Consider the following 24516-nt stretch of genomic DNA (forward strand, 5'->3'; position numbering starts at 1 on the left):
CCGGTTTGTGTTGCGTTGGCTCCGACGTCCCAGCTGCGAGGCGAAGAGATGGGTTGCGCGGCGGCATCGGATTCTGTGCAGATTGACTCTTCGTTTTCCATCCGCTGTGCCTTCGGCGGCGACATCGTCGAGAACGGCACCGACTCCCTCCGGTCGGCCACGACCCGAGCACGCGCAGAGGGGTATGCCGTCGGCCGAGTCGGCGGGGCATCCTCGGCGTTACCGTGCGTCGGTGTTCCCGAGTTCGAGAGCCAACGCAGCCGTGTCCCGCAGGTGTTTGTAGTACTTGCCAGCGTCGTCCTCATCAGGGATCGACGGCAAAACCCTCTCAACGGCCGCGAGGCAGTCGAGATGGATCCTGCGGCACTCCTCGTCAAAGTGTCCCGACAACGACGAGATGACACCGCCGGCGAGGTACGAGTCGAGCAACACCATGTCTTCGCCTTCGATCTCTCGGCCGCGCATGTGCGGCGGGAATGGCGCGCGCATGTGCTCTTGCCACATCCGTGAGAGCAGGTCCCGTTTCGATTCGCTCATGTTCACGATCATGCCCCACGGCCGGACTTCACGGGACGGAGCTCCCTTCAGGGCCTTCGGATGACTGCTCGACCTGCTTCCTCGGCAAGGCAGCCGGGCCGCCGGGGCTGCGGGATCTCGACAACACTCTCCCGGTGCCAGGTCATCGTCCGCTCTCGAGACCCGCCGACAAGGGTTTTCCATCGCTGCCTACGCAGTCAGGAGCTTGGCGTTTCCTCGCGACTTCTTGGCGCATGAGGTCGTCGGTGCGTGTGCTGTGCCAGACGGTTTCCTTCCACTTCGCGTACTGGGGTTTGCGGTCGCGTAGGAGGACCGACTTGAGGTGGCTGTGGAACAGGAGTGTGCGGCCGTGGTCCCGTTGGCTGCGGCCGAACCAGATCGCGCTTTTCTCGTGTCGGGCGAGCCGGTTCGCTGAGAGGCCGGGGAGGGTGCCGTGCACCCGGCCGGGAGTGTAGGTCGTCAATGGGCGGCTGGGCGGGCGCCAGGAGTCGGCGAGGGACCAGTGCGCGATGGCGTCGCCGTCGTGGTCGGGCGGGAAGTAGGGGTAGGTGACGCGCTTGCCGATCTCCGTGAGGAACCGGGCTTGGTCGGTTTCGGTGCCGTCGGCCAGTTGCCGCCAGTGGCGGGAGGCGATCAGCGGTGCCAGGGCAACGGCCTCGGGGTAGATGGCGGCGAACAACCGCGAGGTGCTGTAGCCGGTGTAGTCCTGCTTCTCCCGGCTGAACGGGATGAGAAGTTCGATGCGATCCTCCCACCGGTCCCAGGTGCCGAACTCGGACGGACGTCCGTCCACGGACCAGATGTGCGCGCAGAGCATGAGGCCGCTCAGCACGGCGTCGTAGGTGGCCGCCCAGCCGTATCGGCTCAGGATGCGCAGGTGTTTGCGCTGGGCGTCGACGACTTCGGGCAGCCGGGTGAGGTCGACGGCGGGGTGGTCGACGTCGACCGCGATCGTCAGGTCCGCGCGGGCCGTCAGCCCCGAGTCGAGCACCACCATCACGTCCAGCGGGGTGGAGTCGATCTGCACCTGTTCCCCGGGCCGGTCTGCGAACGTCGGCGTGAACGGCCCCTGCGGCCGGTTCGCCGTCTGCCGACGCGTGACCGCCGAATCGAAGGTGTGCCGCCCGGTGGAGAGCGCGTCGATCAGCTTGTAGGGCGTCCGCTGACTCGGCAGCGGAACCGCCCCCTCCCCGTGGGTGGCCTCCACCAGCTTGATCACCCGGCGGATGAGCCGCGACCGGGTCCCCGTCGAGATGTGCGTCTCCGCGTCCAGGGCCTCTTGGACCACCGCGACCAGGCGGGCATCCGCCCGCCCCGTCGCCTCCCAGGTCTGGATCGCCCGCTGGTCCACCAGCCCCCAGACCCCCTGCCGGACGAAGCGCGACCGTCGGCTCTGCATCGTCCGAACCGTCACATCGAGTTCTCGCGCCGTCGAGGCCATCCGTTCCATCAACGTGAAGACGGCCGGGGCATATCCGGGACGTGGCGGTGTGCCCGGTGCGCTGCCGGGCGGCAGTCCCGTCTCGATCTCCACCATGTGGCGTTCCCACTCGTGTGCCGCCTCCCGTACCGGCCCCGGCAGGGTCGCGAGCAATCCGGACGGCTCCACTGCGGGCAGCGGCTCCGTGCCCGTGACGGCGAAGTCCGGTGCTGCCATCAGGTGCGAGGCCGGCACCACCGATTCCGCCCCGGCTGTCGACCGCAGCCGCACCGACGTGCCGGCGAGGGCCACCACCTGGTGCTCCCCGTCGTCGTAGGTGACCCAGTCCCCGGGCCGCAACACCGCTTTGCCCCGCCCAGCCGTCACAGCCGCACACCTGCCGACACCGGCGAGAAGGCATGCAGCGGCACCGACACATCCGCCGTCAACTCGTGTGACCACACCAGGTGAAGCGGCTGCGGCTCGACGAACGCCGCCGGCAGCTCGGCGGCCACGGGTTCCAGCCGGTGGGTGACGGTAACCCGCCAGGCGGTTCACATTGCGCACCACGATCGGGTCCGGCGCCCCCACCAGTCGGAAGCCCCATCCCACCTGAGCGCAGGCTGCCTGCGCTGCCTCGAACTTCGCCATATCCCAGGGTTTGCGCCGATCCGCTGGACGGCGGTCGATCACGACCGCCGTGCCGTCCTCCCGGCGGGCGAAGTAGTCCGGCGCGTGCGAGACGCTTTTGTCCGCATCCGACGTACCGGCGCGACGTCCTCGAACCGCACCGCCCAGGCATCCACCAACGACTGACGGAACTCAGACCCGTCCCAGGCGGCGTACGGGACCTCGGCCCCCTCCGTAGGTGGCCCGGCGACTCCGCCCGGCAGCACTCCCGACGCACATGCCACGCCTCGCGACCCCGAGGTGATCCGGGTCGCAGGACAACTTCGCCCAGGGCGAACAGGGGTTGGGGTGGGTGGGGGAACAAAGCGGGGCTCGTGTTTCTTGAGTCGGTACAGCGCAAGTTTTTCGACTGTGGCCACTGAAGGGGCATGACATGAGCGAGACCATCGGGACCCTGACCCTGCCGGTTCTTCCGCTGGACGACGTCGTCGTCCTCCCCGGCATGGTGGTCCCGCTCGAACTCGACGACGCGGAGACCCGTGCCGCCGTGGATGCCGCGCGGGCCGCCGCGGGGCGGGCCACCGGGCCCGGCGTCCGTAGTGAGAGCAAGGCGCGGGTGCTGCTTGTTCCGCGTGACGACGGGCAGTACCCGGCGGTGGGCACACTCGGCGTGATCGAGCAGGTCGGCCGGCTGCCCGGGGGTGAGTCGGTCGTGGTGGTGCGCGGCGAGGGCCGGGTGCGGATCGGCAGCGGTACCACCGGCCCCGGCGCGGCGCTGTGGGTCGAGGCGACCCGGGTGCCGGACGTCGAGGCCGACGAGCGCACCCTGGAGCTGGCCCGGGAGTACAAGGCCCTGGTCACCACCGTGCTCGGCAAGCGCGGCGCGTGGCAGGTGGTGGACCACGTCCAGGCTCTGGAGGACGCCGGCGACCTGGCGGACAACTCCGGCTACGCCCCGTACCTGAGCCTGCAGCAGAAGATCGAGGTGCTCCAGACGATCGACGTCCAGGAGCGGCTGACCAAGGTGGTCGGCTGGACCCGGGACCACCTCGCCGAGCTGGACGTGGCCGAGACGATCCGCAAGGACGTCCAGGAGGGCATGGACAAGCAGCAGCGCGAGTTCCTGCTCAAGCAGCAGTTGGCCGCGGTGCGCAAGGAGCTGAACGAGCTCAACGGCACCCCGGACAGCGAGGAGGAGGACTACCGGGCGCGGGTCGAGGCCGCGAACCTGCCGGAGAAGGTCCTGGAGGCCGCGCTCAAGGAGGTCGACAAGCTGGAGCACGCCTCCGACGCGTCGCCCGAGGGCGGCTGGATCCGGACCTGGCTGGACACGGTCCTGGAGATTCCCTGGAACGAGCGCAGCGAGGACGCGTACGACATCGCCGAGGCGCGCGCGATCCTGGACGCGGACCACTCCGGTCTGGACGACGTCAAGGAGCGCATCGTCGAATACCTGGCGGTCCGCAAGCGCCGCGAGGAGCGCGGTCTGGGCGTGGTCGGCGGCCGGCGCTCCGGCGCGGTGCTCGCCCTGGTCGGCCCGCCCGGAGTCGGCAAGACCTCGCTCGGCGAGTCGGTGGCCCGCGCGATGGGCCGCTCGTTCGTCCGGGTCGCCCTCGGCGGCGTCCGCGACGAGGCCGAGATCCGCGGCCACCGCCGCACCTACGTCGGCGCGCTGCCGGGCCGGATCGTCCGGGCGATCAAGGAGGCGGGCAGCATGAACCCCGTCGTCCTGCTCGACGAGATCGACAAGGTCGGCTCGGACTACCGCGGCGACCCGACCGCGGCCCTGCTCGAAGTCCTCGACCCGGCCCAGAACCACACCTTCCGCGACCACTACCTGGAGGTCGAACTCGACCTGTCCGACGTGGTGTTCCTGGCCACCGCCAACGTCCTGGAGACCATCCCCGAGCCGCTGCTCGACCGGATGGAGCTGGTCCGCCTGGACGGGTACACCGAGGACGAGAAGGTCGTCATCGCCCGGGACCACCTGATCAAGCGTCAGTTGGACAAGGCGGGCCTGGACGCCACCGAGGTGTCCTTCACCGAGGACGCGCTGCGGCTGCTCGCGGGCGAGTACACCCGTGAGGCGGGCGTTCGCACCCTGGAGCGTTCGATCGCCCGCGTGCTGCGCAAGGTCGCGGCCCGGCAGGCGCTCGACGCCGCCTCGCACCCGCTGCCGATCACGGTGGACGCGGGCGACCTGCGCGACTACCTCGGCCGGCCCCGGCACACCCCGGAGTCGCTGCTGAGCAAGGCCGAACAGCGCACGGCGGTGCCGGGCGTGGCCACCGGCCTGGCGGTCACCGGCGCGGGCGGCGACGTGCTCTACATCGAGGCCTCGCTCGCGGACGCCGAGACCGGCGGCACCGGATTGACCCTGACCGGCCAACTCGGCGACGTGATGAAGGAGTCGGCCCAGATCGCGCTGTCCTACCTGCGCTCGCGCGGGGCGGAGCTGGAGGTGCCGGTGGGCGACCTCAAGGACCGGGGCGTGCACATCCACGTCCCGGCCGGAGCGGTCCCGAAGGACGGCCCGAGCGCCGGTGTCACGATGACCACCGCGCTGGTGTCGCTGCTGACCGGGCGGCCGGTCCGCTCCGACGTGGCGATGACCGGTGAAGTCTCGCTCACCGGCCGGGTGTTGCCGATCGGCGGCGTGAAGCAGAAGCTGCTCGCCGCGGAACGCGCCGGTGTGACCACGGTGTTGATCCCCAAGCGCAACGAGGCCGACCTGGACGACGTGCCCGAGGAGATCCTGAGCCGGCTCACGGTCCACGCGGTCGCCGACGTCCGCGAGGTCCTGCTCTTGGCCCTCGAACCCGCCAACGCCAAGCACGCGGTGGCTGCCTGATCCTCCGTCAGGTTCTGACAACCCGCCGCACGAGCCGTCCGAAGGGGCGGCTCGTGCGGCATTTTCCGGCTACACGAGGACAACCCGGTTGGCGCCGAATCTCGATTCGATCACGCGGCGGAATCTTCGTTTGGTTGCTGTCAGTATTCGCGCATGTCATATGGAACGGGTGGGGGCCCGGGGTGGGGAAACGGTTCGTACGTTCCGCCACAACCCGGGTTTCCGCCGCAACCTCAGCCGCAACTTCCCTGGTATCGACGCACGGTGTGGATCGTCGTGCTGCTGATCGTGTTCGCCCCGGTGGGCATCTTCCTGATGTGGAAGTACACGAACTGGCAGCGCCCCCTGAAGATCGGTGTGGCGATCGTCGCGGGTGTGTTCTTCCTGGCCGCCGCGACGGGTTCGCTGTCCGACTCGAAGGGCGGCTCGGAGGCGGACAAGGTCACACCGGCCTCGACGTCGACCCCGACGCCCTCCGGCGCGACGACGCCCCCGCCCGCCGCCACCACGACGCCACCGACGAGCGCGCCGCCCGAGAGCGGTACACCGCCGCCGGCCGCCACCACGGCTCCCGTCGAACCGCCGCCGCCGCCGGCGGCACCGGCGCAGGACGAGGTGAACCCGCCGAAGGCCGATCCCCCGAAGGCGGACCAGCCCAAGGCCGATCCTCCGAAGGCCGACCCGCCCAAGGTTGACCCGCCGAAGAACGATCCGCCCAAGGCGGACCCGCCGAAGAACGACCCGCCTCCGGCGAGCGGCAACATCGTGCACCCGGGTGCGTTCTGTTCACCGGTCGGAGCGATGGGTGTGACCGACAAGGGCACGGCGATGGTCTGCTCGGTGAAGGCCGGCGACTCCCGTGCGCGGTGGCGCGCGGCCTGACCGAGTACATCCCGCATCCACCCGGCCCCTCGGCTTCCGCCGGGGGGCCGACTACCTGAGTACATCTACTCATGTGCGCGACACCCGTCCGGCCCAAGACTGTCGTCATGACTTCGCCGCTGCGCACCAACAACACCCAAGGGTTCTTCGTCCAGGCCGCACTGTCCTTCGGGGTGTCCGTGAGCGCGGTTCTGATCGGGATCGTCTATCTCCCGGTCGACCGCTGGATCCGGGCCTTCCTCGGCATCGGCGTGCTCTACGTGGTGACCTCCAGCATCACCCTCGCCAAGGTGGTCCGGGACCGGCAGGAGAGCGAGGCCGTGGTCAACCGGGTCGACCAGGCTCGCCTGGAGAAGTTGCTGACCGACCACGACCTGTTCAAGAACGACCTGGTCTGAACGCCGAACGCGGCCCGGCTACCCGCCCAGTTCCTCGATCGTCTTCAGGATCCGCTTGTCCGACACCGGCTGCGGGGTGCCGAGGGACTGGGCGAAGTAGCTCACCCGCAGCTCCTCGATCTGCCAGCGCACCGCCGCCACCTCGGCCGGAATCGGCGCACCCTTTGCCTGACGGTCCATCAAATCCCGGTATGCCGCCTGGATCTGATGGACCTTCTGCATGCGCTCGCGATCGCGCACCGGGTCCGCCTCCAGCCGCTGCAACCGGCGCTCCATCGCCTGGAGGTAGCGGTGCACGTCCGGCAACCGGCGCCACCCCGCCTCGGCCACGAAGCCCTTGTGCACCAGCGCCGTGTACTGCGCCTTCAGGTCGGCCAGCGCTGGAGCCAGCGCCGGACTGCGGGTCGCCTTCAGCCGCCCGGCCACCCCGTGCGAGGCGCCCAGGATGCGCTCGACCTTGACCACCGTGTCCTCGGTCAGCCGCGGCAGCCCCGCCTTGACCCGATCGCGCAGCCGTACGAAGCCCGCCTCGTCCCACGCCGGCCCGCCCGCGTCGCGGATCAGCATGTCCGTCGCGCACGCGAGGATGTCCTCGAAGAGCGCGTCGATACCCCCGTGCGGGTTGTGACTGAGCGTCAGCTTGGCCATGTTCGGCAGCCGGCCCTGGATCTGCTTGACCGGCGACTGCACGTTGAGCAGCACCAGGCGCCGCGTCCCGTCCCGCATCGCGCGCAACTGCTCCGGCTCGCTGTCGAACAGCCGCACCGCGACCGAGCCGCCCTCGTCGACCAGCGCCGGATACGCCTTGACCACCAGCGGCCCGCGCCGCTGCTCGACCACGCGCGGCAACTCGCCCAGGTCCCACGCGGTGACGCCGGCGCGCTCGATGTCCAGCGTGCTCGCCGCCTCGGACACCGCCGCCCGCATACGCTCGCGCAGCTTCAGCTTCAGCGCGTCCAGGTCCTTGCCCTCGGCGAGCACGCGCCGGTCGTCGTCGAGCACCCGGAAGGTCATCCGCAGATGCTCGGGCACCTTCGTGAGGTCCCAGCCCTCCCGCTTGACCGGCATCCCGGCCATCCGGCTCAACTCCCGCTCCAGGCCGTCCACCAGGGAGCCCTTGCGCGGGGTGAGCCGGCCCAGGATCGCCCGCGCGTAGTCCGGCGCCGGCACGAAGCCGCGCCGGATGCCCTTGGGCAGGGCCCGGATGTAGGAGGTCACCAACTCCTCGCGCAGCCCCGGGATCTGCCACTCGAAGCCCTCGCCGGAGAGCTGGTTGAGCACCGCGACCGGGATGTGCGCGGTCACCCCGTCGGCGTTCGAGCCGGGCTCGAACTGGTAGGTCAGCGCCAGCTCCAGACCTTCCTCGACCCACGTGTTCGGGTAGTCCTCCTCGGTGATCCCGCCGGCCTTGGCGTTGATCAGCATGGACTTCTCGAAGCTCAGCAGGTCCGGATCGGTGCGTTGGGCCTTCTTCCACCACGCGTCGAAGTGCCGCCCGGAGACCACGTCGGCCGGGACCCGCTCGTCGTAGAAGTCGAACAGGGTCTCGTCGTCGACCATGATGTCCCGGCGCCGGGCCCGGTGTTCCAGCTCCTCGACGTCGGCGAGCAGTCGCCGGTTGGCCGCGAAGAACTTGTGGTGCGTGCGCCAGTCGCCCTCCACCAGGGCGTGCCGGATGAACAACTCCCGCGACAGCTCCGGATCGACCTTGCCGTAGCCGACCTTGCGCGCGGCCACGATCGGCACGCCGTAGAGCGTGACCTTCTCGAAGGCCATCACCGCGGCCATTTTCTGTTCCCAGTGCGGCTCGCTGTAGGTGCGCTTGATCAGGTGCCCGGCCAGCGGTTCGATCCACTCCGGCTCGATCCGGCCGGCGATCCGGGCCCACAGCCGGGACGTTTCGACGAGTTCGGCCGCCATCACCCACCGCGGCGGCTTCTTGAACAGCGCCGAGCCGGGGAAGACCGAGAAGCGGGTGCCGCGCGCGCCGCCGTACTCGCGCTTGGCCGGGTCCATCAGGCCGATGTGCGAGAGCAGGCCGGACAGGATCGCGGTGTGGATGTGCTGGGTGTTCGGCTCCTTGGGCTCGCCGGTCGCCTCGATCCCCAGCGACTTGGCGGCGGAGCGCAACTGGCTGTGCAGATCCTGCCATTCGCGTATGCGCAGATAGTGCAGGAACTCGCTCTTGCACATCTTGCGGAACCGGCTGGAGGACAGCTCGTCGCGCTGTTCCCTGATGTAGTTCCACAGGTTGAGATACGCGAGGAAGTCGGACTCCTTGTCCGCGAACCGCGCGTGCAACTGGTCGGCGTGCTGCTGGTGTTCGGTGGGCCGCTCGCGCGGGTCCTGGATGGACAGCGCGGAGGCGATGATCAGCACCTCGCGGACCACGCCGATGCGGTCCGCCTCCAGGATCATCCGGGCCAGGCGGGGGTCCACCGGCAGCTGGGACAACTTGCGCCCGATCGGGGTCAGCCGCTTGCGCACGTCCGGCTCGTCGGGGTCGAGCGCGCCCAGCTCCTGGAGCAGTTGTACGCCGTCCTTGATGTTGCGCCGATCCGGCGGCTCCACGAACGGGAACGCGGCGATGTCGCCCAGGCCGAGCGCGGTCATCTGCAGGATGACCGAGGCCAGGTTGGTGCGCAGGATCTCCGGATCGGTGAACTCGGGCCGCGACTCGAAGTCCTTCTCGGAGTACAGCCGGATGCAGATGCCGTCGGAGGTGCGCCCGCTGCGGCCCTTGCGCTGATTGGCCGACGCCTGCGAGACGGCCTCGATCGGCAGCCGCTGTACCTTGGTGCGCAGGCTGTAGCGGGAGATGCGCGCGGTGCCCGGGTCGATCACGTACTTGATGCCCGGCACGGTCAGCGAGGTCTCCGCGACGTTGGTCGCGAGTACGATCCGCCGGCCGGTGTGCTGCTGGAAGACCCGATGTTGCTCGGCCGCGGACAGCCGGGCGTACAGGGGCAGCACCTCGGTGTTGCGCAGTTGCCGCTTGTTCAGCGCCTCGGCGGTGTCCCGGATCTCCCGCTCGCCGCTGAGGAAGATCAGGATGTCGCCGGACGCCTCGCCGAGCAGCTCGTCGACCGCGTCGCTGATCGCCTGGACCTGGTCGCGGTCGTCGGGTCGGCGCCCGCCGCCGCCCTCCTCGTCGTCCTCGTCCTCGTCGACCTCCGCGACCAGCGGGCGATAGCGCACCTCGACCGGGTAGGTACGGCCGGAGACCTCGATGATCGGCGCGTCGTCGAAGTGCTGCGAGAAGCGCTCGGGGTCGATCGTCGCCGAGGTGATGATCACCTTGAGGTCGGGGCGGCGCGGCAGCAGCTGTTTGAGGTAGCCGAGCAGGAAGTCGATGTTGAGGCTGCGCTCGTGCGCCTCGTCGATGATCAGCGTGTCGTATTGGCGCAGCAGCCGGTCGTTCTGCACCTCGGCGAGCAGGATGCCGTCGGTCATCAGCTTGACCAGGGTGTTGTCGCTCGACTGGTCGTTGAAGCGGACCTTGTAGCCGACCACGTCGCCGAGTTGTCCGCCCAGTTCCTCGGCGATGCGGTCGCCGACGGTGCGGGCGGCGATCCGGCGCGGCTGGGTGTGGCCGATCAGGCCCTGGACGCCCCGGCCCAGCTCCAGACAGATCTTCGGGATCTGGGTGGTCTTGCCCGAGCCGGTCTCTCCCGCCACGATCACGACCTGGTGGTCGCGGATCGCGGCGAGGATGTCGTCCTTCTTCCGGCTGACCGGCAGCGCCTCGGGGTAGCCGATCGTGGGCACGGCGGCGCGCCGGTTCGCGACCCGCGTCTCGGCGGCGTCGAACGCGGCGATCAGGCTCTCGGTCTCGGTGACCTGCTGCGGGCCCTTGCGACTCTTGCGGGTCCGGTCCAGGCGACGGCGCAGACGGTCCTGATCCCGAAGCATCAGGTGGGGCAGGCGCGCCTGGAGGTCGGCGAGCTGAGATGTGGCTACTGGCGTTCCCATTACGGGGTCAAGGATAAGTGGCACCCCGGGGGCGACGGCCAGTGGATTACTCCCGGGGGTGTTGACAGCGCCGATCCCTCTGTCGGATCAATTATTGAACGTAGAACTACTTGGTATCCTGGGCGTATGGAGACCACCCCGTCGCGGCCCGCCGCGCCGCGCATGCCCGTCGTCTACCTCGGTCACGGCGCGCCGCCGCTCGCGGACGACGCGTTGTGGACCGGCCAGCTGGCCGCGTGGGCCGCCGACCTGCCTCGGCCCACGGCCGTGCTGATGGTGTCCGCGCACTGGGAGGACGCCCCGATCGCACTGGGGGCCACCCGCACCGTCCCGCTCGTGTACGACTTCGGCGGCTTCCCCGAGCACTACTACCGGGTCACCTACCCGGCGCCCGGCGCGCCGGAGCTGGCGGCGCGGGTGCGGGCGCTGCTCGGGCCGGACGTGCGGGACGCGCCCGAGCGCGGCCTCGACCACGGCGCCTACGTGCCGCTGGTGGAGATGTATCCCGACGCCGACGTGCCCGTCCTGCAGATGTCGCTGCCCACGCTCGACCCGGTGGAGCTGTACCGGGTCGGTCGTCGGCTCGCGGATCTGCGCGACGAGGGGGTGCTGATCGTCGGCAGCGGCTTCTTCACGCACAACCTGCGCGGCCTGGACCCCCGGGCCGAGGCGCCGGTGCCCGGGTGGTCGGCCGAGTTCGACCACTGGGGCGACGAGGCGTTCCGCGCGGGCGATCTGGACGCGCTGCTCGACTTCGCGCACAATGCGCCGGCCGCGCGCCTGGCCCATCCGCGCACCGAGCACTTGGCCCCGCTGTTCGTCTCGCTCGGCGCCGGGCACGAGGACCTGGACACACTGCGCCAGGTGATCGACGGCTTCTGGTTCGGGTTGTCGAAACGATCGATCCAGTTGGGCTGAGCCGGGCGAGGCCGGCCCGAAGGTGATGGTCGTACGGGCGTACCGTCGTCATAAAGGCGCCATTGTCGTAAATAACCGAAACTGCGCCACGGCGCGCCACCGGAGCCGTACCGTAGCGGCATGGCTGCCAGAACCCTGCCGCAGAGCTGCGTGGGCGTCGGCTGCATGCTCGTGCGCGAGCACCTGAACGCCGAACAACACTTCTGGGACGCGAGGTTCTTTCCGTCCGGGGGAGTGCGCGAGGACAGCGGGTTGCTGGTCGCGCTGTTGATGGCCTCGGCGCTGCACCGCGTCGCGCGCGGCATGGGCATGTCGGACGGCGATCCCGACGCGGTGATGCGCGTTCCCGTGGTCCCCACACACGCCCTCCTGCGCACCGACCGGGATGCGATCGAGGCCGCCCGGAGCTTCACCAACCCGGCCGAGCTCGACGAGTTCCACACCCGCCTGACCCGGTTGTGCCCCGGCCGCGACGCGGTCTGGCCCTCGGTCCGCTGGACCGCCGAGGACCTGCTGCTCGTCTACGCGCACGCCGCCGCGACCCACCGCGTCCTGCCCACCCTCGACCCGACCAGCGCGCTCGCCGACATCGACCCGGGCCTGACGGTGGCGGGCCTGTGGGAGGAGTGAGGAAGAGTCCCGCCCCGCCGAGGAATTGCGTGTCCATCTTCGACGTATGCACCGAGGAGACAAGGCATGACCGAGACCGAGCACGGTGACCCCACTCTCTACCGCACACCGGCGGACGCGATCGCCGCGCCGCCCGAGAAACTCGCCTACATCGTCGGCTTCGACCGCACCGAACAGCGCCCCGACGCGCTGTTCACCGTCGACACCGACCCCGAATCCGCCTCGTACGGGCGGGTGTTGAGCCTGGTCGAGGTGAGCGGGACAGGCGACGAACTGCACCACTTCGGCTGGAACGCCTGCTCCAGCGCACTCGCGCACGTCTGCCACGAGCATCCCGAACGGCGCTACCTGCTCGCGCCCGGGCTGCGATCCTCGCGCCTGCACGTGTTCGACACCCAGCCCGATCCGACCCGTCCGACCCTGCTGCGGACCATCGAGGCCAAGGAACTCGCCGACCGGGCCGGCTACTCACGCCCGCACACGCTGCACTGCGGTCCCGACGGGGTCTTCCTGTCCTGCCTGGGCGGCGCGGGCGGAGCCGACGGCCCCGGCGGGGTCGCCCTGCTCGACCACGACACGTTCGAGGTGCGGCGGGCCTGGGAGAGCGATCGCGGCCCGCAACACCTGGCGTACGACGTGTGGTGGCATCTGAACCACAACGTCGCGATCACCAGCGAGTGGGGCACCCCCTCGATGATCGAGAACGGCGTCGACGCCGAACTGCTGCTCGGGCGGCACTACGGCCATGCGTTGCACTTTTGGGAACTGGATTCCGGCCGGCATCTCCAGCGGCTGGAGCTGGGCGATCAACACCAGATGGTGCTGGAGTTGCGGCCGGCCCACGACCCGCAGGCGACCTGGGGATTCGTCGGCGTCGTGGTGGACGTGACGGACCTGTCGGCGTCGGTGTGGTTGTGGCACCGAGACGGCGACGAGTTCACCGTCCGGAAGGTGATCACGATCCCCGCCGAGGCCGCCGACCCGGATCGACTCCCGCCGGTGATCCGGCCGTTCGGCGCGGTGCCGCCGCTGATCACCGACATCAACCTGTCCGTGGACGACCGCTGGTTGTACATATCGGCCTGGGGGACCGGTGAGTTGATCCAGTACGACGTCACCGACCCGTTCCACCCCCGGCGCACCGCGTCCGTCCGGCTCGGCGGCATCGCCGGCCGCGTGCCGCACCCCCGGGCGCCCGAGGTCCCGCTCACCGGCGGGCCGCAGATGGTCGAGATCAGCCGGGACGGACGGCGGGTCTACCTGACCAACTCGCTGTACGGCTCGTGGGACGACCAGTTCTATCCGGACGGCGTCGAGCCGTGGCTGGTCAAGCTGGACGCGGACACCGCGCACGGCGGCCTGTCGGTCGACGAGCGCTTCTTCCCGCACGGGGAGGAGTTCCGCGGCCGGCGGGTGCACCAGACCCGGCTCCAGGGCGGCGACGCCTCGTCCGACTCCTACTGCCACCCGTCGGATTCCCGGCCCTGAGCCCGCGTCCCGCCCACCCGGCGCGGGTGGGCGGGCGCTGTTCGTGCCGCCTGCCCCGGAACTCGAACGGACGCCTCACCGCGCCGGGAACGCCGCCAAGTGCTCGAGGAGCAGCCCGGTCAGGGCCTGCGCGCCGTTCTCCGGGACCCAGTGGTCCACGTCCGCGAGCACCTCGAAGCGGTACGGGCCGATGACCGAGTCGGCGGTGGCCTCCGCCGCGGCGCGGCCGAACGCCTGGTCGTGGTCGCTCCAGACGTACAGGGTCGGGATGTCGATGCCGCCGATGTCGCGCAGGACCTTCGGGTCGATCGCCCGGTACCAGTTCAACGCGCCGGTGAGCGCGCCCGGTTCGCGCAGTACCGCGAGGTAGCGTTCGGTGACCTCGGTGGGCAGCGAGGCGAACACCTCGCGCAGATAGGCCGCGTCGTCGGCGAGCAACTTCTCCTCGGCCGCGCCGCGCGTGCGGAACAGCCGGATGTACGAGGACTGTTCCCGCTGCCCCGACGCCTCGTCCCGGACCGCCGAGGCCAGCGCGACCGGATGCGGCGTGGAGACCACCGTCAGCGTGTGCAACCGCTCCGGCGCCAGGCCCGCGACCTGCCAGGCCAGCGCGCCGCCCCAGTCGTGCCCGACCAGGTCCACCCGGTCCAGGCCGAGGGCGTCCAGTACGGCGAGCACGTCGCCGACCAACTCGTCGCGTCCGTAGGCCGATTCCTGCGGCGGCCGGGCGCCGGGCGAGTAGCCGCGCTGGTCGAAGGCGATCGCCCGGTGGCCGGCCCGGGCCAGGCCCAGCAGTTGCGCGGTCCAGGAGGCGGAGGTCTGCGGGAAGCCGTGCAGGAACAACACCGGCCGCCCGGCCGCCGGTCCGGCCACGCGCGCGTTGAAGACCCAACCGCCGGCCGTGATCTCGGCCGCCTCCACGAACGGTTGCGGGGAGTCCGCGCCGACTGATCTGCCCGCCGAGGTGTTCATCCGACCTCCGGATCGCTGTGTCGCGCTGTGCCGGTCTTCCGATCGGCAGCATAGGCGTCTCGGTACGCGAGATTCGCATCCCACGCACGTCCCGCGCCAGCCCCCCTCGGCCACATCCCGGTCCGGCCCGCCGCGCGCTCGCCGTCGCGCGTTTCTCATCGCACCTTAAGAAACGCCTCATCCGACTCCCAGGCCGCCCCGAGACCTTCTGACCATGAGCCTGACGACACCCACGCGCACCCGAATCGTGGACGTGGTGGTGCCCGTGTACAACGAGGCGCACGTGCTGACCGCGAGCATCCGGCGCCTGCACGCCTACCTCCTGCGCGGATTCCCGTACGCCTTCCGGATCATCGTCGCGGACAACGCCAGCACCGACCGCACCCATGCGGTGGCGCGCGAGCTGGCGCGCGAACTCCCGCACGTACGCGCGGTGCACCTGGACCGCAAGGGGCGCGGCCGGGCGCTGCGCAAGGTGTGGACCGAGTCCGACGCCGACGTGGTGGCCTACATGGACGTCGATCTGTCCACCGACCTGGACGCGTTCCTGCCGCTGGTCGCGCCGCTGGTCACCGGACACAGCGATCTGGCGATCGGCACCCGCCTCGTCCGCTCCGCCGAAGTGGTGCGCGGGCCGCGCCGGGAGGTGGTTTCCCGGTCGTACAACCTGCTGCTGCGCGGGGTGTTCGCGGCGCGCTTCTCCGACGCCCAGTGCGGGTTCAAGGCCGCCCGGACAGTGGTCGCCCAGGCGCTGCTGCCGCATGTGCACGACGAGGAGTGGTTCTTCGACACGGAACTGCTGCTGTTGGCCGAGCGCAACGGGCTGCGGATCCACGAGGTGCCGGTGGACTGGGTCGACGATCCGGACAGCCGGGTCGACGTGCTGCACACCGCGATCGACGATCTGCGCGGCATGGCCCGCGTCGCCCGGCGCATCGCGGCCGGCACGTTTCGGGTGCCGGTCCCGGCCCGGGTGCGCGAGGCGCGGCTGCCTAACGGGATGCGTGCCCAGCTCCCGCGCTTCGCGACGATCGGCGTACTCAGCACGCTGGCCCATCTGTTGCTGTACGTCCTGCTTCGTGACTTCTTGGGTGTGCTCGCCGCGAATGCCCTCGCGCTGACCGTCACCACGATCGCCAACACGGCGGCGAATCGGCGCTTCACCTTCGGGGTACGCGGGCGCGCCGGTGCCTGGCGCCATCAGGCCCAGGGCGGTCTGGCGTTCGTGGTGGGCCTGGGCCTGAGTAGCGCCGTACTGGCCGGATTGCACGCCGCCGTCGCGGATCCGTCCCGAAGGGTCGAGGCGGCCGCGCTGGTCGGCGCCGGCGTGGTCGCCACCGTGGTGCGCTTTCTGCTGCTGCGGGCCTGGGTCTTCCGACACCGGTCGGGCGCGACGGTGGCTGATCCACCCTCCGGCACAGCCGCAGCGGATGCGACAGGCCCGAACGCACCTATGGCTTCGGTGATTTCCGTCACGTCGGTGAGCGTGGCCGAGAGCACGTCCCGCGAGGAGGACGCATGACCGCCGTGGTGGTTCCGCTGCCGATCCCCGCTCCCGGGGTCGGGGGTTCGGTCGATCGACCCTGGTACGTCCGACTGGTGCGCGGACGCGAGGCGGACGCGCCCTGGGTGCGCCCCGCGTTGCTCGCGCTGCTTGTCGGTACCGGCGTGCTCTACATCTGGGGCCTGGGTGCCTCCGGGTGGGCCAACTCGTTCTATGCGGCGGCCGTTCAGGCGGGGACGGAGAACTGGAAGGCGTTCTTCTTCGGCTCCTCCGACGCGGGCAACTCGATCACCGTCGACAAGACGCCGGCGGCGCTGTGGGTGATGGGCCTGTCCGCCCGGATCTTCGGGGTCAACGCGTGGAGTCTCCTGATCCCGCAGGCGCTGGAGGGTATGGCCACGGTCGGCGTGCTGTATCTGGCGATCCGGCGCCGATTCCCGGCCTGGGCGGGGTTGTTGGGCGGGGCGGTGCTGGCGCTCACGCCGGTCGCGGCGCTGATGTTCCGGTTCGACAACCCGGACGCGCTGCTTGTCCTACTGCTCACCGTCGCCGCGTACGCGGTGCTGCGGGCGCAGGAGAGCGGCGCCACCCGCTGGTTGGTGCTGGCCGGGGCGTGTGTGGGGGTCGGGTTCCTGGCCAAGATGCTTCAGGCGTTCCTGGTCGTGCCGGTGCTTGCGGCGGTGTACCTGGTGCTGGCGCCGGTGGGCTTTTGGCGGCGGGTGCGGCAACTGCTCTGGTCGGGCCTGGCGTTGCTGGTCGCGGGTGGGTGGTGGATCGCGATCGTGGAACTGTGGCCGGAATCCTCGCGCCCCTACATCGGCGGCTCGCAGCACAACTCGATCCTCGAACTGACGCTGGGCTACAACGGACTCGGTCGGCTCAACGGCGACGAGGCAGGCAGTGTGGGCGGCGGCGGGCCCCGGGGCGGCGGCTGGGGCGCCACCGGCTGGGACCGGATGTTCAACCCCGAAATGGGCGGCCAGATCTCGTGGTTGTTGCCCGCCGCGCTGATTTTGCTGGTGGTGGGCCTGTGGTCGACCCGGCAGGCGCCACGCACCGATCCCGCTCGGGCGGCGATCGTGTTGTGGGGCGGCTGGTTGCTGGGCACCGGGCTGACGTTCAGTTATATGGCGGGCATCTTCCACGCCTACTACACGATCGCCCTCGCGCCGGCGATCGCGGCGCTGGTCGCGATGGGTGCGGCGCTGTTGTGGGAGCGGCGTCGGGTATTGCGGGCGGCGGCGGTCGTGGCGCTCACCGTGGCGGTGAGCGCGTGGTGGTCGTACCACCTGCTGGGCCGTACGCCGGAGTGGCATCCGTGGTTGCGGCACGCCGTGCTGATCGGCGGAGTCGTCGGCGCGCTGGGTGTGTTCGCCGTCGGACTCACCGCGTTGCGCGGGCTTGCGCCGGTGGCGGCCGGGGTGTCCGTGGTGGCGTTGCTGGGCGGCCCGGCGGGCTATACCTGGGCCACTGTGACCACGGCGCAGCGCGGGTCGATCCCGAGTGCGGGGCCGGCGGGGGCGGGCTTCGGGCGGGGGTTTCCGGGTGGGGCGGGGCCGGGTGGTCCGGGGGGCTTTGGTGGGCCACGGGGCTTTCCGGGTGCGCCGCTCGGGCAGGTGCCGGGGCAGGTTCCGGATGGTCGGGCGCCCGGTGGGCAACCCGGCGCCGGGGCGCCGGTGTTCCCCGGTGCTCCCGACGGCGCCGGCCGTACCCGGGGGCAACGCCCGGGCGCGGGCGGCGGCGGCATGGGCGGCCTGCTCAACGGCAGCACGCCGGGTAAGGAGGTCGTCGCGACGCTGAAGCGGGACGCCGGCCGCTACACCTGGGTGGCCGCCTCCGTCGGCTCGAACAGCGCCTCCGGCTATCAACTGGCCACCGGCGACCCGGTGATGCCGATCGGCGGCTTCAACGGCAGCGACCCGTCGCCGACCCTGGACGAGTTCCGCAAGCTGGTGCGAAACGGCCGGATCCACTACTTCATCGGCGGCGGCCTCGGCGGGATGCGTGCCATGGGCGGCGGCAACACCGCACAGGAGATCGCGACCTGGGTCGAGCGCACGTTCATCGCGACCACCGTCGACGGGGTCACCCTCTACGACCTGACCGCGCCGGAAGGGAACGTTACCGACGAATCGTCACCAACCGCCTGACGGGTTGTCAATCGACCTGCCGCGTGCGGCAAACGGCGGGCCCGGATGATCCGTAGGATCCCTCCCCGTGACGATCAAGATGCGAAAGGTCGGGGCCGGGTTGATCGGCCTGCTGACGACCTTGGCTGTCGTGGGCGGTTCCGCGCCGTCCGCGATGGCCGACGAGACGAATTCGACCGCGCCGCCACCGAAGGTCGAGTTGATCCTCGACGTGAGCGGCTCGATGAAGGCCAACGACGCCGGCGGGATGACCCGCATCGACGCGGCGAAGAAGGCCTTCAACGAGGTCGTGGACGGCGTCCCGGAACCGGCCGACTTCGGCGTCCGGGTGCTGGGTGCGACGTACCCGGGCAACGACAAGGCCAAGGGGTGCGTCGACACCCAGCAGTTGGCCCCGGTCGGCAGACCCAACAAGGTCGTGATCAAGAACGAGATCGCCAAGCTGCAGCCGACCGGCTGGACGCCGATCGCACTGTCCCTGCGTGAGGCCGCCAAGGACCTCGGCACCGGCACCGGTACCCGGCGCATCGTGCTGATCACCGACGGCGAGGAGACCTGCGCCCCGCCCGACCCGTGCGACGTGGCCCGCGAGTTGGCCGCCTCCGGCCTCAACCTCGTGGTGGACACCCTCGGTCTGGTGCCCGACGAGAACACCCGCCGGCAGCTGTCCTGCATCGCCGAGGCCACCGGCGGTACGTACACCTCGGTGCTGAACGCCGACGAGCTGTCGCAGAAGGTCCAGCAGATCGTCAAGCGCGCGGTGCGCGAGGTGGACGAGACGCCCGCGCCGGTCAAGGGCAGCCCGAACGGCTGCCAGGACGCCCCGCTGCTCGGCCCCGGGGTGTACAGCGACCGCGAGGAGTTCGGCCAACACCTCTGGTACAAGGTCCCGGTCAAGCCGAACCAGGAGTTGCGGACCACCGCGACGGTCGGCGCCGACCGCAAGGTGGCGCGCGACTACGACGTTACGGTCACTGCGTTCGGCGAGGACGGCCGCGAACTGGTCGGCAACGCCGGTGCGGGCAACGGCCGTACGGACGTGCAGTCCGCCGGGTTCCGCTACCCGTACAAGACGGACAAGGACCACGCGAAGACGAAGACGGTCTGTCTGGTCGTCACCAACGCGTTCGCCGCGCAGCCGAACGTGGCCACCAAGCCCGGTCTGCCGCTGGAGTTGACGGTGGACCTGGTCAAGGCCACGGACAGCAAGGCGGCCAATGTGCACGGCCTGGGCCGCGGTTGGGTGTTCCTGGGTGTGCTTGCCGGATTCGGCCTGATCTCGGGCCTGTTGGCGGGCTGGCTGCGCCGGGCGTTCAAGGCTCTCGGGAAGGCGATGTCATGACGGCGATCCGTACGATGAGGCGGGCACTCGCGGCGGTCGCCGCGGCGTTCGTCGGGGTGACGCTGTTCGCGGGCGCGGCGGCGGCCGATCAGGACGTGCCGCCGGGGACCACGTTCCTGGCCGCTGGCACGCTCAAGCTGGGCCAGGACGCACGCTGGTCGGCGTCCGAGGGCGAGTACCTGTACTGGCAGTTCCCGGCCAAGGCGGGCAAGGAGATCCATGCCAAGGTCGATCTCGACCTGGCGTCGGGCAACGCCCGTACCGGTCCGGTGACCTACCGGATCGAGATCTACGACGGCCTGCGTCGGCGCCAGCCGTGCGTCGAGGGCAAGCAGGTCGCCACCGCGCAGAAGGCCGACACCAAGCTCGCGCTCACGTGCGTGCCGAGGGTGGTGCGCGACTGGGCCGAGCCGTGGTCCACCGACCCGCTGCCCGGGATGTACTTCGTCCGGATCGCCGCGATGGACGTGCCGGACCTGGACGCGGGCGCCGCGGTCAAGGTCGCGGTGCGGGTGGACACCGAGGACGGCGACGACCAGGTGCCGACCTCGGACCGCAAGCTGGCCGATCCGCTGGTGCCGATCACCAAGGCCGGCGCGGTGCTCAAGAGCGGGCAGACCGCGGACACCCGGTCGGTCGCGTGGGACCAGGAAGAGGACCACTGGTACCAGTGGGACTGGATGGACGGTCCGAACGCGCGGTGGTTCTGGACGGCGATGGCGACGTTCGTCGCGGTCGTGTTCGGGATCCTGGGTTACCAGCTCACCCGGAAGAAGCGGCACTGGTTCAGCTGATTCCGCTGATCCCGGTCATCCCGGCCGTATTACCCGCGTGGCGAACCGCCCCGGCGCATCCCGCGCCGGGGCGGTTCGCCATGATTCGGGAGACGTGCCGACACCGAATCCGAGCCGGACCCCGATCCGACGACGCAGGGAGCCATCATGATCATCGAACACGCGGACATCACCGTCACCGCCGGCCGCGAGGCCGAATTCGAGGCCGCGTTCCTGCGCGGGCGCGAGGTGGTCGCGAAGTCGGCCGGGTTCCGCTGGGCCCGGCTGGTGCGCCAGGTCGAGTCGCCGACGTCGTACCTGCTGCTGATCGGCTGGGAGACGCTGGAGGCGCACACGGTCGGCTTCCGCGAGTCGGAGCTGTTCCCGCAGTGGCGCGGGATCGTGGGCGAGTTCTTCGCGGTGCCGCCGACGATCGTGCACTACGAGAGCGACCTGACGCCGGTGGACGAGGGCTGAGGCGGGTGGTCGGTCGGCCGGGCACCCGGTTGCCCGGTTGGCCGGTCTCTTGGGCACCTGGGCACCTGATCTCCCGGTCACCCGGTCACCCGGTCACCCGCGCCTCCCGGGGCTTGGTCTCCCGGGCGCCTGGTCTCCCGAGGCTTCCGTCCCCGTTTCGGGGCGGGGGCCTCGGTGCGTCTTGGCCGGGTCAGTCCGGCGGCGTCTCGCGGGTCCCCGGCAGGTGGATCCTGGCGACCGTGCCCGGGCCGTCGGCGGCCGGTTCCAGGGCCACCGTGCCGCCGCCGTCGGCCACCGTGCGGGCGACGATGGACAGGCCCAGCCCGGAGCCGGGCAGGCCGCGGGCGGCGGGCGCGCGCCAGAAGCGTTCGAACACGTACGGGGCGTCGGCGGCGGCGATGCCCGGGCCGTGGTCGCGCACGGTGAGCCGGCCGTCCGCGAGCCGGACCGTCACGACCCCCTCCGGGCCGCCGAACTTGAGCGCGTTGTCCAGCAGGTTGACCACCGCCCGCTCCAGCGCGGCCGGCTCGCCGCGTACGTACCAGGGGCTGACGTCCACCTCGATCCGCGCGTCGGGCGCCCGCAACCGGGCCCGATCCGCGGCGCGTTCGACCGCGGTGTGCAGCGCGGCGGGCTCGGCCGGCGGCTGGCCGGCCACGTGGTCCGGGCGGGCCAGCAGCAGCAGATCGCCGACCAGGTCGGAGAGTTCGACCAGTTGCGCCTTCACGTTGTGCAGCAGGCGTTCCTTGTCGGCCGGCGGGATCGAGCGGCCGGTCTGTTCGCTGCGCAGCAGCAGGTCCGTATTGGTGCGCAACGAGGTGAGCGGAGTGCGCAGTTCGTGCCCCGCGTCGGCGATCAGCCGCTGCTGGCGCAGCCGGGACGCCTTGAGCGAGGCCGTCATCGCGTTGAACGAGCGTCCCAGGCGGGCGATCTCGTCCTTGCCCGCGATCGGGATCACCGTGTCCAAGTCCTCGGTGCGGGCCACGTGTTCGGCCGCCTCGGTGAGCCGATCCACCGGCCCCAGCGCGGCCCGGGCGACCAGCAGGCCCAGGGTGGCCGCGCCCAGGATGCCGATCGCGCTCACCGTGACGAGCCACGTGGCCAGGCTGTCCAGCGAACTCTCGATCTCGTCGAGCGGCCGGGACACGGACACCGCGGTGTCCCGGCTGACGTGCTGCGTCATCACCCGTACGTGCTGCCCGCTCTTGGTGGTGGCGTCGTGGAAGACCACCTTCTTCGTGCCCGACGCGTCCGCCGCCACCGCCTTGTCGTCCTTGTTCACCGGGACCGGGCTGACCGGCACCGCGCTGCTGCCCTGCTGGGTGCAGAACCAGCCGTCGCCGCGCACCACCTGATACGTCAACAGGCCGCGCTGGAACGGCGGCGCGGGACGCAGGCAGATGTCCGCGATGGTCGTCGCCTGGCCGCCGCGCGGGTTCAGGAACGGTGTCCCGGTGGTGGCCAGGGTGCGGTCCATCTGTTCGCGCAGCTGATTGCGGGTCAGCACCCAGCACGTGACCGCCGCTGCCGCGACCGCGAGGGCGACGGCGAGCGCGGTGAGCAGCGCCAGGCGGGCGCGCAGCGGCAGATGACGGCTCATCAGGACGGCGCCTCCGCGGTACGCAGGACGTAGCCGACGCCGCGAACGGTGTGCACGAGCCGGGGCAGGCCGCCGGCCTCGGTCTTGCGCCGCAGGTACATCACGTACACGTCGAGCGAATTGGACGCGGGTTCGAAGTCGAACCCCCATACGTTGTGCAGGATCTGCTCCCGGGTCAGCACTTGGCGCGGGTGGGTGAGCAACAGTTCGAGCAGGGTGTACTCGGTGCGGGTCAGGTCGATCGTCCGGCCCGCGCGGGTGACCTCGCGCGAGGCGGTGTCCATCCGCAGGTCGGCGTAGGCGAGCGCGTCGTCGCGGGCCTCCTCGCGCGCGCCGGCCATCGCGCTGCGGCGCAGGAGCGCGCGTACCCGGGCCAGCAACTCGTCCAGCTCGAACGGCTTGACCAGGTAGTCGTCCGCGCCCGCGTCCAGCCCGGTGACCCGGTCGCCGACCGCGTCGCGCGCGGTGAGCATCAGGACCGGGAGCGTGTCGCCCCGGGCGCGCAGTCGGCGGCACGCGGTCAGCCCGTCCATGCGGGGCATCAGTACGTCGAGCAGCACCAGGTCCGGCTCGTCGCCCGCGATCGCGGTGAGCGCGGCCACCCCCTCGTCGGCGAGGGTGACCCGGTAGCCCTCGAAGCGCAGGCTGGATTCGAGGGCCTCGCGGACGGCGGGTTCGTCGTCCACGACGAGGATGTGCGGCGGCGTTCCGGTGTCGGCGGCGGGCGTCATCGCGGGCGTCATGGCGGGCGACTCCTTCATTCGGCGGCGAATCCCGGGGGATCCGGTTACTCCGGGTCGCCCCACGGTCGCACGCGGACACCTTCCGTGTGGACTCGGTACAAAGCGTGTCGTGCCAATGTGCGCGCTCGACATGAAAGGAACATGAATGCGACGCGGTTCGATCGAAGCCGACCCTCGCATGTGAGGATCGAGGTAGCGCCGCGGGCCCTCGCGCGCGCCGATCGAGGTGGTGGCCTCGGTCGACCGAACGGGGGGCCGACGACACGCGCGGGTGCCGCGACCGGCAACATACGCGGCACCGGGCGCGCGGTCCGGGCCACCCCCGAAACCCCGCGCCGATCGCCCTCGAACCCGGAGGTACACCGTGGAGCCCGAGCCGGTACGCACGAGCCTGGACGACAAGCCCGGCCACCCGCACTCGACCGACGATCCGGTCCGGATGACGGTGGACGACGGCATCGCCACCATCACGCTGGACTCGCCCGCCAACCGCAACGCGCTGTCCGCGCGCCTGGTCGCCCGGCTGCGCCACCACCTCGCCGAGGCGGGCGTGGACGAGCGGGTGCGGGCGGTGGTGCTCACGCACACCGGGCCGACCTTCTGCTCGGGCATGGACCTGCGCGAGGCGGCGGCGGGCGGGATGGCGCAGGGCGCCGAGCAACTGCTCGCTCTGCTGCGCCTGGTGGTCGAGGTGCCGGTGCCGGTGGTCGCACACCTGCGCGGCAACGCGCGCGCCGGCGGGATCGGCCTGGTCGGCGCGGCGGATCTGGCGATCGCGCCGGCGCAGGCGACGTTCGCGTTCACCGAGGCGCGGCTCGGGTTGAGCCCGGCGGTGATCTCGCTGACCACGGCACCCCGGATGGATCCGCGGTCGGTGTCGCGGTACTACCTCACCGGCGATGTGTTCGACGGCGCGGAGGCGGAGCGGATCGGCCTGCTCACCCGCGCGGTGGACGGGCCCGAGGGCGCGGACGAGGCGGTGGCGGCGCTGGTCGCGTCGTTCCGGCTGTGCTCGCGGCAGGGGTTGGTCGAGTCGAAGAAGTTGACGATCGGCGCGTTGCAGGCCGGTTTCGACCGGGACGGGCGGGAGTTGGCCCGGCGCTCGGCGGAGTTGTTCGCCTCCGCCGACGCGACGGAGGGCATGGCGGCGTTTCGGGAGAAGCGGGCGCCGAAGTGGGTGAGCGAGGGCGGAGTGAGGCGGTGACGAATCCTGTGCGGTGCGTAACCGA

The 24516-nt window shown here is 70.8% G+C and carries 19 protein-coding genes; 12 read left to right on the forward strand and 7 right to left on the reverse strand.

Annotated elements, in window-relative coordinates:
• Positions 1–219: 219 nt before the first annotated feature.
• The 3 genes from ACMXN5_RS26085 to ACMXN5_RS26095 form a co-directional block, all read right to left on the reverse strand.
• Positions 220–537: a hypothetical protein gene (locus ACMXN5_RS26085; protein ID WP_439677253.1), complete on the reverse strand. Its 318-nt coding sequence runs from the start codon at positions 535–537 to the stop codon at positions 220–222.
• Positions 538–679: 142 nt separating this feature from the next.
• Positions 680–2344, reverse strand: a complete 1665-nt coding sequence (locus tag ACMXN5_RS26090; RefSeq protein ID WP_439677254.1) for a hypothetical protein — start codon at positions 2342–2344, stop codon at positions 680–682.
• Positions 2341–2472: a hypothetical protein gene (locus ACMXN5_RS26095; RefSeq protein WP_439677255.1), complete on the reverse strand. Its 132-nt coding sequence runs from the start codon at positions 2470–2472 to the stop codon at positions 2341–2343. Before ACMXN5_RS26095 ends, ACMXN5_RS26090 begins: the two co-directional genes overlap by 4 nt.
• 548 nt (positions 2473–3020) lie before the next feature.
• On the opposite strand from ACMXN5_RS26095, the gene lon reads away from it, so the two are divergent.
• The 3 genes from lon to ACMXN5_RS26110 all read left to right on the forward strand — a co-directional run bounded on the left by lon (position 3021) and on the right by ACMXN5_RS26110 (position 6718).
• Positions 3021–5438, forward strand: coding sequence for an endopeptidase La (lon, locus tag ACMXN5_RS26100; RefSeq protein WP_439677256.1), 2418 nt, complete (start codon positions 3021–3023; stop codon positions 5436–5438).
• A 264-nt stretch (positions 5439–5702) separates the two neighbouring features.
• Entirely contained in the window at positions 5703–6320 is a 618-nt protein-coding gene (locus ACMXN5_RS26105; protein WP_439677257.1) for a hypothetical protein, read from the forward strand.
• Positions 6321–6427: 107 nt separating this feature from the next.
• On the forward strand, positions 6428–6718 hold the full coding sequence (locus ACMXN5_RS26110; RefSeq protein ID WP_078974632.1) for a YiaA/YiaB family inner membrane protein: 291 nt from the start codon (positions 6428–6430) through the stop codon (positions 6716–6718).
• Between the two features lie 18 nt (positions 6719–6736).
• Here ACMXN5_RS26110 and hrpA read toward each other — a convergent pair whose 3' ends face one another.
• Complete coding sequence (gene hrpA, locus ACMXN5_RS26115; RefSeq protein ID WP_439677258.1) at positions 6737–10690, reverse strand: ATP-dependent RNA helicase HrpA; 3954 nt, start codon at positions 10688–10690, stop codon at positions 6737–6739.
• A 126-nt stretch (positions 10691–10816) separates the two neighbouring features.
• On the opposite strand from hrpA, the gene ACMXN5_RS26120 reads away from it, so the two are divergent.
• The 3 genes from ACMXN5_RS26120 (at position 10817) to ACMXN5_RS26130 (ending at position 13726) form a co-directional block, all read left to right on the forward strand.
• Positions 10817–11608, forward strand: coding sequence for a dioxygenase family protein (locus tag ACMXN5_RS26120; RefSeq protein WP_439677259.1), 792 nt, complete (start codon positions 10817–10819; stop codon positions 11606–11608).
• A gap of 120 nt (positions 11609–11728) precedes the next feature.
• Entirely contained in the window at positions 11729–12238 is a 510-nt protein-coding gene (locus ACMXN5_RS26125; protein ID WP_379996888.1) for a hypothetical protein, read from the forward strand.
• Between the two features lie 66 nt (positions 12239–12304).
• Positions 12305–13726, forward strand: coding sequence for a selenium-binding protein SBP56-related protein (locus tag ACMXN5_RS26130; protein ID WP_439677260.1), 1422 nt, complete (start codon positions 12305–12307; stop codon positions 13724–13726).
• A 75-nt stretch (positions 13727–13801) separates the two neighbouring features.
• On the opposite strand, the gene ACMXN5_RS26135 is transcribed toward ACMXN5_RS26130, so the two are convergent.
• Positions 13802–14698: an alpha/beta fold hydrolase gene (locus ACMXN5_RS26135; RefSeq protein WP_439677261.1), complete on the reverse strand. Its 897-nt coding sequence runs from the start codon at positions 14696–14698 to the stop codon at positions 13802–13804.
• A gap of 214 nt (positions 14699–14912) precedes the next feature.
• On the opposite strand from ACMXN5_RS26135, the gene ACMXN5_RS26140 reads away from it, so the two are divergent.
• The 5 genes from ACMXN5_RS26140 to ACMXN5_RS26160 all read left to right on the forward strand — a co-directional run bounded on the left by ACMXN5_RS26140 (position 14913) and on the right by ACMXN5_RS26160 (position 20944).
• Positions 14913–16220 carry a glycosyltransferase gene (locus ACMXN5_RS26140; RefSeq protein ID WP_439677262.1) on the forward strand — a complete coding sequence of 436 codons (1308 nt, stop codon included), beginning with the start codon at positions 14913–14915 and terminating at the stop codon, positions 16218–16220.
• Entirely contained in the window at positions 16217–18352 is a 2136-nt protein-coding gene (locus tag ACMXN5_RS26145) for an ArnT family glycosyltransferase (RefSeq protein WP_439677263.1), read from the forward strand. The genes ACMXN5_RS26140 and ACMXN5_RS26145 overlap by 4 nt, the downstream gene beginning before the upstream one ends.
• Positions 18353–18419: 67 nt before the next feature.
• Entirely contained in the window at positions 18420–19694 is a 1275-nt protein-coding gene (locus ACMXN5_RS26150; RefSeq protein ID WP_379996898.1) for a VWA domain-containing protein, read from the forward strand.
• Positions 19691–20488, forward strand: coding sequence for a peptidase (locus ACMXN5_RS26155; protein WP_395791662.1), 798 nt, complete (start codon positions 19691–19693; stop codon positions 20486–20488). Before ACMXN5_RS26150 ends, ACMXN5_RS26155 begins: the two co-directional genes overlap by 4 nt.
• 147 nt (positions 20489–20635) lie before the next feature.
• Positions 20636–20944, forward strand: coding sequence for an antibiotic biosynthesis monooxygenase family protein (locus ACMXN5_RS26160; RefSeq protein WP_439677264.1), 309 nt, complete (start codon positions 20636–20638; stop codon positions 20942–20944).
• A 190-nt stretch (positions 20945–21134) separates the two neighbouring features.
• On the opposite strand, the gene ACMXN5_RS26165 is transcribed toward ACMXN5_RS26160, so the two are convergent.
• Together ACMXN5_RS26165 and ACMXN5_RS26170 are read right to left on the reverse strand one after the other, a co-directional pair.
• On the reverse strand, positions 21135–22544 hold the full coding sequence (locus tag ACMXN5_RS26165) for a sensor histidine kinase (RefSeq protein WP_439677265.1): 1410 nt from the start codon (positions 22542–22544) through the stop codon (positions 21135–21137).
• Complete coding sequence (locus ACMXN5_RS26170; protein WP_439678083.1) at positions 22544–23275, reverse strand: response regulator transcription factor; 732 nt, start codon at positions 23273–23275, stop codon at positions 22544–22546. The genes ACMXN5_RS26165 and ACMXN5_RS26170 overlap by 1 nt, the downstream gene beginning before the upstream one ends.
• 376 nt (positions 23276–23651) lie before the next feature.
• Between ACMXN5_RS26170 and ACMXN5_RS26175 the strand changes: the two genes are divergently transcribed.
• Entirely contained in the window at positions 23652–24491 is an 840-nt protein-coding gene (locus tag ACMXN5_RS26175; protein WP_439677266.1) for an enoyl-CoA hydratase family protein, read from the forward strand.
• Positions 24492–24516: the final 25 nt, after the last annotated feature.

The sequence above is a fragment of the Embleya australiensis genome (genome assembly GCF_051903075.1).
Classification (GTDB): domain Bacteria; phylum Actinomycetota; class Actinomycetes; order Streptomycetales; family Streptomycetaceae; genus Embleya.

Excerpts from the sequence above, each read along its gene's own strand:
- ACMXN5_RS26085 (WP_439677253.1), bottom strand. The coding sequence starts at position 537 with ATGAGCGAATCGAAACGGGACCTGCTCTCACGGATGTGGCAAGAGCAC.
- lon (WP_439677256.1), top strand. The coding sequence starts at position 3,021 with ATGAGCGAGACCATCGGGACCCTGACCCTGCCGGTTCTTCCGCTGGAC.
- ACMXN5_RS26110 (WP_078974632.1), top strand. The coding sequence starts at position 6,428 with ATGACTTCGCCGCTGCGCACCAACAACACCCAAGGGTTCTTCGTCCAG.
- hrpA (WP_439677258.1), bottom strand. The coding sequence starts at position 10,690 with ATGGGAACGCCAGTAGCCACATCTCAGCTCGCCGACCTCCAGGCGCGC.
- ACMXN5_RS26120 (WP_439677259.1), top strand. The coding sequence starts at position 10,817 with ATGGAGACCACCCCGTCGCGGCCCGCCGCGCCGCGCATGCCCGTCGTC.
- ACMXN5_RS26125 (WP_379996888.1), top strand. The coding sequence starts at position 11,729 with ATGGCTGCCAGAACCCTGCCGCAGAGCTGCGTGGGCGTCGGCTGCATG.
- ACMXN5_RS26130 (WP_439677260.1), top strand. The coding sequence starts at position 12,305 with ATGACCGAGACCGAGCACGGTGACCCCACTCTCTACCGCACACCGGCG.
- ACMXN5_RS26135 (WP_439677261.1), bottom strand. The coding sequence starts at position 14,698 with ATGAACACCTCGGCGGGCAGATCAGTCGGCGCGGACTCCCCGCAACCG.
- ACMXN5_RS26140 (WP_439677262.1), top strand. The coding sequence starts at position 14,913 with ATGAGCCTGACGACACCCACGCGCACCCGAATCGTGGACGTGGTGGTG.
- ACMXN5_RS26145 (WP_439677263.1), top strand. The coding sequence starts at position 16,217 with ATGACCGCCGTGGTGGTTCCGCTGCCGATCCCCGCTCCCGGGGTCGGG.
- ACMXN5_RS26155 (WP_395791662.1), top strand. The coding sequence starts at position 19,691 with ATGACGGCGATCCGTACGATGAGGCGGGCACTCGCGGCGGTCGCCGCG.
- ACMXN5_RS26160 (WP_439677264.1), top strand. The coding sequence starts at position 20,636 with ATGATCATCGAACACGCGGACATCACCGTCACCGCCGGCCGCGAGGCC.
- ACMXN5_RS26165 (WP_439677265.1), bottom strand. The coding sequence starts at position 22,544 with ATGAGCCGTCATCTGCCGCTGCGCGCCCGCCTGGCGCTGCTCACCGCG.
- ACMXN5_RS26170 (WP_439678083.1), bottom strand. The coding sequence starts at position 23,275 with ATGACGCCCGCCGCCGACACCGGAACGCCGCCGCACATCCTCGTCGTG.